The organism is Tunicatimonas sp. (genome assembly GCF_049647865.1).
Classification (GTDB): domain Bacteria; phylum Bacteroidota; class Bacteroidia; order Cytophagales; family Cyclobacteriaceae; genus Tunicatimonas.
The window spans coordinates 1-13,306 of the sequence record NZ_JBARYM010000664.1; the positions used below are offsets into that span (position 1 = coordinate 1).

At 40.8% G+C, this 13,306-nt stretch carries 15 protein-coding genes; 2 read left to right on the top strand and 13 right to left on the bottom strand.

Going from position 1 to position 13,306, the window contains the following annotated elements:
* Positions 1–135 precede the first annotated feature (135 nt).
* The 4 genes from WBA23_RS19360 to WBA23_RS19375 are packed head-to-tail and all read right to left on the bottom strand — an operon-like array spanning position 136 to position 2,448.
* A complete protein-coding gene (locus tag WBA23_RS19360; protein WP_424583928.1) occupies positions 136–819 on the bottom strand; it encodes an IS630 family transposase in 684 nt (227 codons plus the stop codon).
* A gap of 26 nt (positions 820–845) precedes the next feature.
* Positions 846–1,133: a helix-turn-helix domain-containing protein gene (locus WBA23_RS19365; protein ID WP_424583929.1), complete on the bottom strand. Its 288-nt coding sequence runs from the start codon at positions 1,131–1,133 to the stop codon at positions 846–848.
* Between the two features lie 51 nt (positions 1,134–1,184).
* Positions 1,185–1,469: a hypothetical protein gene (locus tag WBA23_RS19370; protein ID WP_424583930.1), complete on the bottom strand. Its 285-nt coding sequence runs from the start codon at positions 1,467–1,469 to the stop codon at positions 1,185–1,187.
* Positions 1,470–1,494: 25 nt separating this feature from the next.
* Positions 1,495–2,448: an FKBP-type peptidyl-prolyl cis-trans isomerase gene (locus WBA23_RS19375; protein WP_424583931.1), complete on the bottom strand. Its 954-nt coding sequence runs from the start codon at positions 2,446–2,448 to the stop codon at positions 1,495–1,497.
* 185 nt (positions 2,449–2,633) lie between these two features.
* Here WBA23_RS19375 and WBA23_RS19380 point away from each other — a divergent pair, with 185 nt between their 5' ends.
* Positions 2,634–3,047 (top strand): DUF1573 domain-containing protein, encoded by a 414-nt coding sequence (locus WBA23_RS19380; protein WP_424583932.1) that lies wholly within the window; start codon positions 2,634–2,636, stop codon positions 3,045–3,047.
* A 53-nt stretch (positions 3,048–3,100) separates the two neighbouring features.
* Here the strand turns inward: WBA23_RS19380 and WBA23_RS19385 are convergent, their stop codons facing one another.
* From WBA23_RS19385 to modA, 4 genes are all read right to left on the bottom strand, one after another.
* Entirely contained in the window at positions 3,101–4,498 is a 1,398-nt protein-coding gene (locus tag WBA23_RS19385) for a sensor histidine kinase (RefSeq protein WP_424583933.1), read from the bottom strand.
* A 170-nt stretch (positions 4,499–4,668) separates the two neighbouring features.
* Positions 4,669–5,520 carry a sulfate/molybdate ABC transporter ATP-binding protein gene (locus WBA23_RS19390; protein ID WP_424583934.1) on the bottom strand — a complete coding sequence of 284 codons (852 nt, stop codon included), beginning with the start codon at positions 5,518–5,520 and terminating at the stop codon, positions 4,669–4,671.
* Positions 5,520–6,188: a molybdate ABC transporter permease subunit gene (modB, locus tag WBA23_RS19395; RefSeq protein WP_424583935.1), complete on the bottom strand. Its 669-nt coding sequence runs from the start codon at positions 6,186–6,188 to the stop codon at positions 5,520–5,522. Before modB ends, WBA23_RS19390 begins: the two co-directional genes overlap by 1 nt.
* A 3-nt stretch (positions 6,189–6,191) precedes the next feature.
* The gene (modA, locus tag WBA23_RS19400) at positions 6,192–6,932 is read right to left on the bottom strand and encodes a molybdate ABC transporter substrate-binding protein (RefSeq protein WP_424583936.1); all 741 of its coding nucleotides are present in this window, start codon (positions 6,930–6,932) and stop codon (positions 6,192–6,194) included.
* Between the two features lie 91 nt (positions 6,933–7,023).
* Between modA and WBA23_RS19405 the strand changes: the two genes are divergently transcribed.
* Complete coding sequence (locus WBA23_RS19405; RefSeq protein ID WP_424583937.1) at positions 7,024–7,890, top strand: substrate-binding domain-containing protein; 867 nt, start codon at positions 7,024–7,026, stop codon at positions 7,888–7,890.
* 30 nt (positions 7,891–7,920) lie between these two features.
* Here WBA23_RS19405 and WBA23_RS19410 read toward each other — a convergent pair whose 3' ends face one another.
* From WBA23_RS19410 to WBA23_RS19430, 5 genes are all read right to left on the bottom strand, one after another.
* Positions 7,921–8,364, bottom strand: coding sequence for an ATP-binding protein (locus WBA23_RS19410; protein ID WP_424583938.1), 444 nt, complete (start codon positions 8,362–8,364; stop codon positions 7,921–7,923).
* Positions 8,354–8,698 (bottom strand): STAS domain-containing protein, encoded by a 345-nt coding sequence (locus tag WBA23_RS19415; RefSeq protein WP_424583939.1) that lies wholly within the window; start codon positions 8,696–8,698, stop codon positions 8,354–8,356. The genes WBA23_RS19410 and WBA23_RS19415 overlap by 11 nt, the downstream gene beginning before the upstream one ends.
* A gap of 43 nt (positions 8,699–8,741) precedes the next feature.
* A complete protein-coding gene (locus tag WBA23_RS19420; RefSeq protein ID WP_424583940.1) occupies positions 8,742–10,829 on the bottom strand; it encodes a GAF domain-containing SpoIIE family protein phosphatase in 2,088 nt (695 codons plus the stop codon).
* Positions 10,830–11,012: 183 nt separating this feature from the next.
* Complete coding sequence (locus WBA23_RS19425; protein WP_424583941.1) at positions 11,013–12,254, bottom strand: serine hydrolase domain-containing protein; 1,242 nt, start codon at positions 12,252–12,254, stop codon at positions 11,013–11,015.
* Between the two features lie 54 nt (positions 12,255–12,308).
* The gene (locus tag WBA23_RS19430) at positions 12,309–13,097 is read right to left on the bottom strand and encodes an AraC family transcriptional regulator (protein WP_424583942.1); all 789 of its coding nucleotides are present in this window, start codon (positions 13,095–13,097) and stop codon (positions 12,309–12,311) included.
* Positions 13,098–13,306 lie beyond the last annotated feature (209 nt).

Sequence of the window (13,306 nt, forward strand, 5' to 3'; positions counted from 1 at the left end):
GAGCAATTCTAAATACGTATCTGGCTTACTCTATTCTTTCAAAAAATAACAACGGACTATTAATAGTATCTTTCTGGTAAAAATTACCAATCGTCAGTCTATCCTCTTCAACTTCTATAGGTACATTATAAGCATCTAGGCAAAATTAACTTGGTATTTAGTACCAATATTTTCTAACACTTCATGCAGCTTTTCTTTCAATAGGGCCATACTTTGATAAGCACTCAGATCCAACCAATAGTATTTGACAAACTTCCATAGAATTTCAATGAGATTTAGCTCAGGGCAATAGGGTGGTATGAATTGCAAATACAATCCTTTCTGCCGCCATTCAGGTATTTTTTGCTGGACTTGCTTGCTGGTATGAATGGAAGCCCGATCTAAGATTACTATCGTTTTCTTGGTGATTTGCTCGGCAAAGGCGTCCATACAGGCAGCTACTACTTTTCCATTAGCAGCCCCTTCAAACAGAAAACTATAGCATTGACTTTGCTGATTCATAAACCCCAAAATCGTGAGGTTTTGGCTACGCTGAGAGGGTAGCTCATAGCGTGTATGTTTAGCTTGCCAAGCATCGGGAACCACTGGCGTTAGATTTACACCAGCTTCATCAAAATAGTAGACCTCTAAATCCCCCTTAGCCTCTAAAGCATGCAACTCGCGTAATTCTTGCTGAAAAAAGTTAAACATCACGGTATCCCTTCTATCCTTAAGACTCCGACGCATACGCTTATAGCGGTACCCGGATGCTTTCAAGAGGCGTTTGATCGTCCAGATACTGACCTGCTTGCCAAACTGCTCAGCTACATAGTATACCAAGTGTTTAATCTGCCGAATGGCCTTGCCTACGTAGGCGAGTAAGCTTTTTTTTCTCGCTGCGTTAAACTACTTGGCCTGCCCGAACGAGGAGCATCGGAGAGGCTAGCAAATTTATTTTGCTCCCAGCGCCTAAACCACTGACTGATCGTATCGCGATCTACCTGGCAGATATCAGCGATGAGTTTGAGCTTGTATCCTTTGTGGCTCAATAATAACGCCTGAGCGCGCATCCGTTGTCGGTGCTTTGTACCATCATGCAGAATCGTTTGTAGCTTCTGTATCTCGGTTGGATTCAAGGTTTCTATGTAGCGCATAGTACTTTTTTACCCCAAGATAAAAATACCTAGAAACTTTTGCTCACCTGCTTAAAATCCTGAGAAACTTGATACCGAATTTTGAACAGAAACAGTGTCTTTTTGTAACTCATAAAAATACAGACCCGAACCAAGTTTAGGCAACAGATTGCCATTCCGCATTTCTTCTCCTCGGTTGAGTATAAAGTGGTCTTTCTTAAATAGTAATGTGTCAGATCGGTCGGTAGATTCAAGCCAGATGCCCAGCAGAGGGTTAATGCTATCTTCATCTTCTTGGCAACTGCTGCTAAGTAGAGTTGCTGCAATAAAGGCGAGACATGAGCACGTCTTTAACATATCTTTACTGTTTTGTAGCGTATAACTACTGAAAATCAATCAGTTCTAGCTCGAACACTACCGGCTCATAGGGACGCCAATCGCGGATGTTATGTTCTTCCAGAAAATCTTTCCGAATAGCGGTAGGTATTACCTGAATGCCCTCGGCAAACCCTAAATGCGATGGGATGAAAACCCGGGCTTTTGCTCCTTTTTTCATGGCCTCAACTCCGGCTTCGAAGCCAGGAATAATATCAGCCTTGCCAACATAAAACGTAAAGGGCTGGTCTTTTTCCGATTCGGTAAATACTTTATCATCCAAGTAGTAGCCTTTAAAGTTAACCTGAGCAAATGCTCCGGTAGTAGGTTGGTCGCCGGTACCTTCTTCTAGTAGTTGGAAGAAGATACCTGAAGGTAATTCCTTCACATCCGTCAGGCTATTTGCTTCAATATAATTGGTAATAGCTTGTTCTTCTTCCTGTTCAATAGCTTCTTTAGTTTCAATGTTTTCCACCTCTATTTCAGCCACCAGAATAGCGTACTGAGGTAAGTATTGCCCGAATGAATAAGAATCGAATGCTTGATAAGAAGGGATGTAAAAACGGTATTGTTCGCCTATTCGCATATGGCTTACTCCAATATTGATGCCTCGAGGAAATAAGGCATCTGGATGCTTTTGGGCGTGATAAAATCGGAGAGGAGCAGCTTCACTATCCAAGCTATCAATTGCTTTTCCAATTAACGTTTGTAATCTGTACCGAATGGCTACAATAGATTCATCTTCTACTACAGAGCCACTGGGGTTTTCTCGTAGAGATTCAAAGTAGATGCCGCTGCTCAGTCGTTCGGCCTGAATATTATTTGTCGCGAAATAATCTTTAAGGGCTTCATCATCTTCCTGCATTTGTTTATCAAAAGCAGACTCATCCTGTTCCATACATCCGAATAGCAGGAAGGTCAGGGTGAGAAAAAAGATACTGTAAGTTAGTACGTACTTCATTGCTAGGTATAATTTTAGATTGCTACTAAATTGACCCTATTTGGCAAGGAAGCGTTGGAAGGAGGGAGTAAATTTTAGAGAAAATGAAGCAGAACCATACGTACCAATAGAAAATTAGCAGCTTAGGAAATTATTTCAGGATTAATTTTTGTTACCCTTTAAACCAGACTAATAAACGTAATACCATGAAATTTGCCTTCGCATTATTATTTGTTTTTGCCCTTTTCGGCAATGTACTAGCTCAAGAGGCTTCTGCCAATGAAGATCCTAATGGTCCTCAAATTACTTTTGCTCAGGACACCAAAGATTTTGGTGATATTGTTCAGGGTGATAAAGTAAGTCATTCTTTCGAATTTGAAAATACGGGGACTGAACCGTTAATTTTATCAAATGTGCTTACTACTTGTGGTTGTACCGCTACCTCTTGGCCCCGCGAACCTATTGCCCCGGGTGAAAGTGCAAAGATTGAGGTATCATTCAATAGTACCGGAAAGAAAGGTCGTCAGAACAAGGTAGTCACGGTAGTATCTAACGCAACGAATGCTCAAGAGCGGGTTAAGCTTATTACTAATGTGCTTCCTAATAAAGATGCCCAGTAGCTAACAATAAAATATCAATAGAGTAAGCCTCACTTATTTGAAGTGAGGCTTTTTTATTGCGGAAACTTCAGATATACGTGGGTTCCGTCTTGACTGTTAACATCAATAGCACCACTGAGCTGTCGAGTTAAGCTTGATATTAACTGAAAGCCTAATGTTGTACTATTATTAAGATTAAATTGGTCGGGTAAGCCTACTCCGTTATCGATGATGACAATATGTATATGATTCTTTTGAAAATATGCCTGAATATTGATCTGGGGAGAATCGGTTGAAGAAGGAGGGAAGGCATACTTGAAGCTATTGGTGATAACTTCATTAATAATAAGTCCACAAGCAATGGCTCGATCTACATCGAGAGGTTTTATAGTTACTTCTTGCTTAATACGAATTTTCTCAGTTTGCTCCCGAAACGATGTCTGCACATTAAATACTAGCGATTGTACGTAATCTTTTAAATTGATAAACGTAAAGTTATCGCTACGATGTAGTTGCTCTTGAATAAGTGAGAGTGTCTTAATACGAGTCATGCTCTCCTGAAATAAGTTATACACAAACGAGCGATCTTTTACTTTTTCCGCTTGCAGATACAGCAAACCTGAAACAATGTTCATATTATTTTTTACCCGGTGATGGACTTCCTGGGCATAAGAATCTTTTTCATCTAAAGCTTGAGTTAATTTGCGTACATCATCTTTGCGTTCGGTAATATCACTTACTGTAGCCAGTTTGAATCGTTGACCATTATCACCAACTATTCTGCCAACTTGGATAAATACATCTTTGCGGTTTCCGCGTTTATCAATTGTTTGCCACTCTCCGTTAGTTTCTTCAGATTCCCCGGTGAGGTGCTCCTGATGCAACGTTTGAGCGTATTTGTGAATACTTTTAGGAAGAACCAACGTAAATGGCTGCCCAATTAATTCTGGCTTGGAGTAGCCATAAATGGCACAGTAAGCCTTGTTAACTTTCACAAAGTTTCCCTCATTATTAGTGATGTAAACGCCAACTGCTGTTGTATCCAGAATCTGGTTCAACATAAATTGAGAGTTCAGTACGTTTGCTTCTTCCTGGCAGTGTCGGTAATTAATAGCTCCTTCAATAGTTCCTTGCAGAGTAGCTAAATCATAGGGCTTGTTGAGAATGCTATAAGGTTCACAATCGAGAGCCTGCTGTACTGTCCGTTGATCAGTGCTGGCAGTAAGAAAAATAAAAGGGAGCGAAGGAGTAATATCTTTAATATGTTTGGCCGTTTCTAGTCCACTCATACTACCCCGAATACGGATATCTAGAAAAGCTAAACCTATTTCTGAGTTTCTTACGGCTTCTATTGCTTCTAAACCGTTATTCACTACTAGTACGTTATGATAACCCAAATCTCGCAGATATTGCACGAAGGTTAGTTGAGCAATAGCGTTATCTTCAACAATTAGGATGTTGGGATCATGCATAAAAAACTCCCTAGTCAAAATGGTTATAAAACAAAGAAAATAGGGTTAACAGTGTGAATAATGATATTAAGAATATAGTCGATAATGTGCTGACTGCCTAAAGAAATGCGACTTAATATGGCAGAAACGACCAGCGAAGAATTAATAGATAATACTAAGAGCTAACAATTCTACACTTTGTTTTTTCGCTGAATATGGTACTGATCGGCAGAAATAAAAAGCGTATCACCAGCCTGGTAGTATCCCGCTTCTTCAGTAACACGAATAATACTTAACGAGTTCTTGACTACTAGCGTAATTTGACCGTTAAAAGCGGTCAGTACTTCGCCCTCCAATAGCGTGTTGGGGGCAGTATTTGTTAATACAGTAGAAGGATGCCCTTGTTGCACAATTTTTCCATTTTGTATTAAAAGAGTACGGTCGGCTAAGCGGGCTACTTCTGAAGGGTTATGGCTTACCAACACAGTGATAGTTTGATAACGACGGTGCAACGTTATTAGATCTTGTTGTAACTTACTGCGCATCTCTTCATCTAGTGCCGCAAAAGGTTCGTCGAGTAACAGTACTTTAGGGCGACGTAATAAGGCTCGGGCCAAAGCGACCCGTTGCTGCTGTCCGCCCGAGAGTGCGGTAGGCTTCTGGTCAACTAAGTTTTGAATACGAATAAGTTCCAATATTTCGTCGATCGTGCTAGACGGTTGATTAGAAGGTAGCGCATATTTCAGATTCTCGCGAACACTCATATTTGGAAACAGCGTATAGTCTTGAAATACGTAGCCGATAGAACGTTGCTGGGTTTTAAGGTTCAGGCGGGGCTGGCTACTAAACCAGATTTGGTCGTCTACGCTTATTTGACCTTGATCTGGTAGAAGTAAGCCAGCAATCATTTTTAGAATACTGGTTTTTCCGGCACCTGAGGGCCCCATGATGGCTACGATTTCTCCCGGTTGAATGTCAAAAGAAATATTTAAGTGGATAGGGTCGGTACTACCTCTTAGCTGTTTTTGTAAGTGAACATGCATTAAATAATACTCTGAGTACGCTGGTGCTGGTACGAATAAACCAAAATAAGCACGATAAAAGAAAAAAGGAGCAAAATAGCGGCGTAGATGTTAGCGTTGGTGTAGTTTAACATCTCTACTTCATTATAGATAGCAATGGAAGCTACTCGGGTTTCATTCGGTATACTGCCCCCAATCATCAGAATCACTCCAAATTCGCCAATAGTGTGGGCAAACGTCATAACACCACCTACCCACAACGATGCTTTGATATTAGGCAACAGCACATTGATAAGCGTGTTCCACCGCGACTTACCCAGGGTGTAGGCTGCTTCCTGGTAGGTGTCGGGCAAATTTTCTAAGGCGGAGAGGATAGGATTGACCATAAATGGCAAACTAAAAATAGTGGAACCAATTACTAATCCACTAAAGCTAAATACCAAACGCAGATCGAACCACTGCTGGCTAAGTTGGCCTAGCCAACCTTCGGGGCGGAGCAGTAGTAGCAGATAGTACCCTAAAACGGTAGGCGGAAGCACCAAAGGAAGACTTACGATAGCCTTCAGCATAGGCCGAATAGTATTCCCGAAGAAGTAGATACCGTAGATCAGCGGAAGACTAATTAGAAAGAGTAATGTTGTAGTGATAGATGCCAGCTTCAGGCTTAGCCAAAATGGTGACCAATCCATACACTACGGCAGTTGATAGCCGAATTCTTGAAAGACTTTTTGAGCTATCGGAGAACTGATAAATTCCAGAAACTGATTGGTGTCAAATTCAGAAGCCTCAGAGTTTCTAAGTAACACCATGCCATGAGGCAGGGGAGAAGTACCTTCTACTTTCTGCCAACTACCGATTTTATTGATAGATTCAATATGTAGGGCCGAGTTTGCAGTAAAGGCAGCTACTACTGTTCCGGTGGCGATGTATTGATTTACCTGACTGACATTTTCGGCGTATATTAGCTTATCTTTTACTTTGTCCCACCAACCCTGCTGTTGAAGCCACCGGCGGGTTTCCTTTCCGTAGGGAGCTAAATCTGGTTGAGCGATAGCAATTGTTTTTGCTTTCCGTAGTCGCTCCTCAATAGAGGTAATTGTTGGCTTGACCGACCAAAAGTATACGCTGCCGTAGGCTAGTACCTTAGGTTCCTGCTGAGCGAGCCCTTGCTCATAGATTCTTTCAGGGTATTTCATATCGGCGGATATAAAGGCATCGTAAGGTGCGCCATTCGTAATTTGTGCCGGTAATTTACCCGATGATGATACAATAAGGGTAAGGGAACTCTGAAACTTTTCTTCGTACAGTGCCTTCACTTGGTTCATTGGGGGTAGGAAGTTAGCGGCTACCGCAATTTTTAATTCACCGGTTTGAGCAAAAGCTGAAGTAAATCTGCCGGTGATAACTAGAAGAAACAAAATAAAACGCACCATAGGCTTGTAGGTAGGAAAGGTAAAAGCGAAAATAGCACATTCAACTACAAAAACCGTATTTTAGTACCAGCTTTGTATGATAGCTAATTATATGGATCAATTTAACGTCGGCAGCGTACCCGAGCACTTTATGTTACCCTGGCATTCAGCTATGGAGAACGGAGACTTTCAAGCTAAAGGCTTATCAGTTGACTGGCAGGATTATCCCGGAGGCACGGGAGCCATGATGGCTGACCTTCGGGCGGAAAAGCTTGATATTGCCATTGCGCTTACTGAAGGAGTAGTGGCTGATATCATTAACCATCGGGCGAGTAAAATTGCTCAGGTATTCGTCAGTAGCCCGTTGACCTGGGGTATTCACGTAGCCGCTGATTCTTCTTATCAGGCGGTAAAAGAACTGGAAGGCAAAACATTTGCTGTGAGTCGGATAGGTTCCGGCTCGCACCTAATGGCAATTGTGATGGCAAAACAGCGAGGTTGGCCTATTGACCAGATGCAATTGGAAATAGTGGGCGGAATGGTTGGGGCTCGTAAAGCTTTGCCTAACGGTGAAGCTGATGCCTTTATGTGGGAGAAATATATGACTCAGCCTATCGTAGAAAGAGGCGAGTTCCGTCGAGTAGGGGAGTTTGATACTCCTTGGCCCTGCTTTGTGGTGGTGGTACGTAATGAAATACTAAAAAAATCATTGGCTCAAGTTCAGACTATATTAGAGGTAGTGCAACAATCGGTAGTGCGCTTCATCAGTAAATCTGATGCAACAGCTTTAGTCGCTCAACGATATAGTCTTGCTCAAGAAGATGCTGAGAGCTGGTTCGGAAGAACAAAATGGCAGACCGACTTTCACATTTCTCAGACTATGCTACATCAGGTAATGGATGCCCTAATAAGTTGCCAAATTATTGATCGAAAGATTGATCCAACCCTATTATGTAGTCCACTAACAGTATTGGAATAAACGAGAAGAATAGTATAAACTAAAAACTAACTAAGCGCGGTAGGTAGGTTGTACGGATAGTTCTTTGTACAGCCGGTAAACATTGCGTTTCGACTTAGGATGGAAGTCATGATCAATGTGATCCATAATTCGACGAACGAGCAATAGTCCAACACCACCCTTACGTCTGTCTTTAATAATCTGCTTAATACAGGGTTCTTTATATTGTTTAAAATTGAAACCCTTCTTTCCGGAATCATGAATCTCAAAGGTGACCCCTCTGTCTTTCCCAATCTCTATTCTTAGCTCTATGCTATGTTGAATATTGCACTGGTGAGAATGAATCATTAGATTAGAACAAACTTCATCAACTGCTAACACCAGTTGGTGCATAACTATATCTGAAATCGTATAGTTTTGTAAAGTATCCCTCACAAAGTCACGAACCCCCTGCAACTCATCTTTACAACACGATACTTTGTAACTATAATTCATCAGTTTTGATCTTAGCTTGTTCTTTAGTTTCAACGATGGTGAGTAGCTGGTGTAACCCTAGTATCTCAAATACCTTGTAAACTTTATCACTCATATGGTATAGAACCATCTTCTTCTCATTAACCTCTAACTCCTGAATATAAGACATAAAAACTCCCAATCCTGCCGAAGAAATATAGTTGAGGTATTGGCAGTCTACCAAAATCCTAACTACATCTGAACTCATTGCTTTTTCTAAAGCCTCATCTAAATAGATAGATGAACTAGCATCTACTTCTCCGTTAATAGTGATAAAGCAGCTATCACCTTCAAAATCAGTACTTACATCCACCATAGCTAAACTATTATACGCTTTGTCTTCATTTAGGTTTTTTTACTTAGGTAAACTTCATTATCAATGCTGTATAATCGTCATTTAATGGCTGATGGTTGCAAAATGCGTGAAGTTCTTCAATAAGCTTTTTTTGTAGTACCTGCGATGACTCGTTAGTATTTTTAAGAATGACGTCTTTTAAGCGATCGTACCCAAATTCTTCATTGTCTTGATTCGTTGCTTCGGTAATCCCATCAGTGTAAAGCACGACAATATCTCCGGACTGATAGTGCCTTTCGCTCACTTCAATATATTGATCAAACTTTTCATTACGAATAATACCCAGTCCTAACCCTCGGGTTTCCAGGTAGCAAGCCTGCTTAGTTTCATAATTATAATATAACGTTGGGGTATGCCCGGCCCGAGCAAAACAGAGCGTTCGCTTTTGCGTATCTAACACAAAAAAGGATGCTGTAATAAACGAAGTTTTTTCCATACAACGCCCTAAAGCATTATTGGCGTAAGCTAAAAACTTATTAGGGGGCAGATCAAGTTGAGCCAAACTATGAAAAACACCCTTCATTTGCGACATATTAAATGCCGCTGAAGTACCCTTCCCTGAAACGTCTCCGATAATGATAATAAACTTATGATCGTCAATCTGGTATTGATCGTAGTAGTCACCTCCTACTTGATCGGCCGATTCAGAGAATGCTGATATATCAAAGGCTTCATTAGTAATTGGTTTGTCCGGTAGTAGACTACGGTGTACTCGGTTCGCAATCTTCAGCTCCTCTTGATAGCGTTCGTTAGCCAGCGTTTCATTCATTAATTCAAAATTCTCAACAGAAATAGAGGTCTGGCTGGCAAACGTTGTAATAATGCTAATCATTTCTTTGTTGAAACCATCGCTTACGCCTTTCATTAGCACCAAATTGCCGACAATTGCGTTTTTCACCACTAACGGAATCCAAAGCACCGATCGGTACTCAGGTAATTTAAGAATACGATGTTTTCGCTGGCGTTGCTCAAAGTCTTGCCGTTGCAGCCGAGGCCGGGGAAGAGGGTTGATAATCTCGGGCTGATCGGTGTTAGCTTGTAAACGCTTCTTAAGTATCTCGACTTTCTCTTTGCTAATGTTTTTAACGAGAAGTCGCTCTTCTCCATTGTGATATACTTCAATCCATCCAGCGTCGGCAATTACTGCCTTAGCAGCACTTTCTAGTAAAATATTATAAATCTGAGCAGAATTATATTCTGATTGGGACGATTGGCCCAAGCGCTGAAAGTTGATGATTTCTTCTAATTTTTGCTCAAATACTGAAGAGGTAGGCAGGTTGAAGATGATGACTAATAAAGAAAAAGTGCTATATATTAATACAAACCCAGTGGTAGCAATAATAAAGGGATTGAAGATGAAAATCTCCAGATCTATTAAATCTTCTAAGTTTTCTCGCTGCCCGTTAATTTCCTGGATGTAATAGATAATAAATACAATGATGGCGAGCATAATTGAAATGCTTTTCCATTTCTGGCGAAAATCTAGATAAGCAATCCATTTCAGGTTCACCGATAAAATCAATCCTAACAGTAATAAGGGTAACAAAACGAACAAAAAAATGCTCCAATTCCCTTGAGTTGGGAAGAATATGAAAACAATGCTCGCTAAAAGAGAGTATTCAAAGAGCTGCCATAATAAGATAAGACGTTTAGATTTTTGATAAAGAATTAGCTGTTTCCATACCATGAAAGTAGATATAATAAAAGCCGAAAACAGCGCAAACCGAACGTAGAAGAAGAAACTTTGTAGTGGGATCTTACTAACTAGGGTTCCTTCACCTAATAGCTGATTAAATAAGAGAATGGTTAGTGAAATAGTAGTGGCAAATAGACCAGTAGCAAACACGCGCCACAATAAATCGATAAAGTTTACGCGCTCGGCACGTCCGGTAACAAACCGGTAATAAACAGCTACCGACAGTAAGAATAAAGTTAAAAAAATGTGGGCAAACTCAGACCGAAAGCCAGAGGGTACATTATGGCTTTGGGCAAACTGCGTTAAGAGGCTTACCGAGACCAGCCCTACCCAGCCAACAATACCCAGGAAGAGTGATAATCGGATTATGTTCTTATGAAAGTTCAGCTTAACCATAGTAGTTTAGCCTTTCCACTCTAAATAACCTATGGTTAGGCTCGTGGATACAAAACTAACATAAATTTTGTAACTGAAAGTGATAGCCTTTCTTAGTCTATGGAGCTTATTATAGAAAATGAGAAGTTAAATAAGGTACAGAGCAGGTAAAGATATATAGCTCTTTACCTCATCCAACACAAATTATTCTGCTTGCTCAAAAGATTTGTAAGCATTAACAATTTCAGCTAATCGCTCGGCGGCATTATTACCAGCCTCGGCAGTGTTAGTATTAATGATGGCAATAGAGCCAGATTGAGTAGTAGGATTAAAACCTAGAAAGGCGGTTGAGCCTATATCGCCACCAGTGTGCCCAATTCTTCCTGAAGTAGACCACACCCAAAATACTCCGTAGTTTTCCTCTCGCTCGGGAAGCCCTGGTGGGCGAGTATCTAATTTTTGAGAAAATAGCGTTTGGTATGAAGCTTTTGAAAGTAAAAACTCAGATTGACCAGACTGTCCTTTCATCATTTCCAACATAAAGTTGGTTAGGTCTTCTATTGAGGTAACTAAAGATCCGTCCGGGTAAGTCGCCAATGTATAGAACGGAATTGGATTGTCTTTGTCCCAGTACTGATAAGATACTTGGCTACGATCAATTTGGTTTAATTTCCACGCAGTATTGTTCATTTGGAGAGGTTCAAGGATAACTTCTTGGGTATATTCGTCAAAAGATTCACCAGTAACTATCTCGATGATGTAAGCAGCTAAAGCCGAACCAACGTTGCTGTAGCTGTAGGTGCTTCCGGTTGCATACTTACCGAAATTGGTAGACTGGTAAAGAGGACCCGCTGGCGTAAGATAGGCCTGAACAAAATTATTTAAAGAAAGCACTTGTCCTTCAGTTTTCACTCCTAGCTCATTTTGCATGCGCTGTGCCATAGGTGAGCTAAGATCTTCACCAGCCAAGATACTATAGTTGCTAAAGTACGTATCATCATCATCCAAAATGCCGGAGGTGTGAGTAATCAAGTGCTTTACCTGAATGGGTATTTCCGGTGAATGTGGGTTTGTGACGGTAAATGGCAAGACATCGTTAATTTCAGTCTCTAAAGTCATTTTTCCTTGTTCAACAACATTCATAAGGGCAACTCCAATGAAGAGTTTACTAATAGAGGCAATGTTCATAGCCGTTTGGTTGGTTAAATCCACCCCTCGGCCTACATCAGCTTGACCGTAGCTTTTTTGAAAAGCAACCTCGCCCTGTTTAATTACGCTGACCGAAAATCCGGCAAAGTTAGATCGCTCGTAAACATCTTGTAATCGGGTATCTAGTGCTTCGGGAGTGCGGACAGGGGATAGGTCATCTTCTTTTTGGCAGCGACTGAATGAGACTAGGAGCAGACCACCCAATAATGCAAATAAAGAGAAACGAAGTTTAATCATTCTTTTGGGATTAATTATGTAATAACAATCCCAAAAGTAAAAGAGCAAGTAGCCTTATTCTTGGAAAATATTGCAGCTCCGTTGATAATTGCTCGGAGTAATGCCAAGATAACGCCGGAAGTAGTTGGTGAAGTTGCTTTGATCGTAGAAGCCGGTGTTCAAGGCAGCATCAACGATAGGCATTCCTTCCTGGAGCATTTCTTTGCCGCGTAATATCCGCTGTAGTATAATAAACTGAAAAGGGGTTAAGCCAATATACTTCCTAAAATTCCGGATAAACTGATATTTGTCTTGACCCGCTAGCTTGGTAAGTGTATCAAGCTGTATTCTTTGATCAATATAATTGGCAATATGCGCTTTTACTTCTTCAACCCAATCGGGTACCTCCAATAGGTCATCATTGGTTTGACGAAACGTGTATAAATTAGCTAGAAACTGGAATAAGCTCTGCTCAAAAAAGTTATCTTTTGTGCTTTTTACGTAAGTAGAAAAATAGTTTAGTAACTGTCCGCACTGCTGAACCAAGTCTTGGTCATCAATAACTTTAGAAAATTGCAAATCCAGCGGGGTAAGCCCTTTGTGGTTTAGCATATCGGGACTTACATAAAGTGTTCTAAGCGAATAGCAGCCATCCAGTAATATTTTGTTCTGATGAACCTCAAACGGATGAGAAATTAACAGGGAATTTTGAGTAGCAATGGTGTCATTCTCAATGAAAGTACCTTGCTCTATTAACGAAATGCAGAATGTCTCATGAAAATGAGCAGGAAACGTAGCAGAAGCCTGATGAGCTTGAAGCACCTCTAAGGCATCAAAATTCTTAGTTCGTAAAAAGCTAAACATTGCTGTAGTAAACGTATTACCCTGCCTTCTAATTGTTCAACCCCCTTTTTTACTTATACAAAGCAACTTAGCCATGATTAGTAATAGAGAGTATATGATAGATTATTGAGCAGAATCAGGGGCTGTAGTTAGGTGCTCCTCGGGTAATGGTAACGTCGTGCGGGTGACTTTCGCGTACTCCGGCGGCAGTAATCTTTACAAACTTAGCC

What these genes read in the sequence shown, in the direction of transcription:
- WBA23_RS19375 (WP_424583931.1), bottom strand. Translation starts at nt 2,448, where the DNA reads ATGAAGTACGTACTAACTTACAGTATCTTTTTTCTCACCCTGACCTTC.
- modB (WP_424583935.1), bottom strand. Translation starts at nt 6,188, where the DNA reads ATGGATTGGTCACCATTTTGGCTAAGCCTGAAGCTGGCATCTATCACT.
- WBA23_RS19390 (WP_424583934.1), bottom strand. Translation starts at nt 5,520, where the DNA reads ATGCATGTTCACTTACAAAAACAGCTAAGAGGTAGTACCGACCCTATC.
- WBA23_RS19410 (WP_424583938.1), bottom strand. Translation starts at nt 8,364, where the DNA reads ATGAATTATAGTTACAAAGTATCGTGTTGTAAAGATGAGTTGCAGGGG.
- WBA23_RS19370 (WP_424583930.1), bottom strand. Translation starts at nt 1,469, where the DNA reads ATGTTAAAGACGTGCTCATGTCTCGCCTTTATTGCAGCAACTCTACTT.
- WBA23_RS19365 (WP_424583929.1), bottom strand. Translation starts at nt 1,133, where the DNA reads ATGCGCTACATAGAAACCTTGAATCCAACCGAGATACAGAAGCTACAA.
- WBA23_RS19425 (WP_424583941.1), bottom strand. Translation starts at nt 12,254, where the DNA reads ATGATTAAACTTCGTTTCTCTTTATTTGCATTATTGGGTGGTCTGCTC.
- modA (WP_424583936.1), bottom strand. Translation starts at nt 6,932, where the DNA reads ATGGTGCGTTTTATTTTGTTTCTTCTAGTTATCACCGGCAGATTTACT.
- WBA23_RS19415 (WP_424583939.1), bottom strand. Translation starts at nt 8,698, where the DNA reads ATGGTGGATGTAAGTACTGATTTTGAAGGTGATAGCTGCTTTATCACT.
- WBA23_RS19405 (WP_424583937.1), top strand. Translation starts at nt 7,024, where the DNA reads ATGGATCAATTTAACGTCGGCAGCGTACCCGAGCACTTTATGTTACCC.
- WBA23_RS19380 (WP_424583932.1), top strand. Translation starts at nt 2,634, where the DNA reads ATGAAATTTGCCTTCGCATTATTATTTGTTTTTGCCCTTTTCGGCAAT.
- WBA23_RS19385 (WP_424583933.1), bottom strand. Translation starts at nt 4,498, where the DNA reads ATGCATGATCCCAACATCCTAATTGTTGAAGATAACGCTATTGCTCAA.
- WBA23_RS19430 (WP_424583942.1), bottom strand. Translation starts at nt 13,097, where the DNA reads ATGTTTAGCTTTTTACGAACTAAGAATTTTGATGCCTTAGAGGTGCTT.
- WBA23_RS19420 (WP_424583940.1), bottom strand. Translation starts at nt 10,829, where the DNA reads ATGGTTAAGCTGAACTTTCATAAGAACATAATCCGATTATCACTCTTC.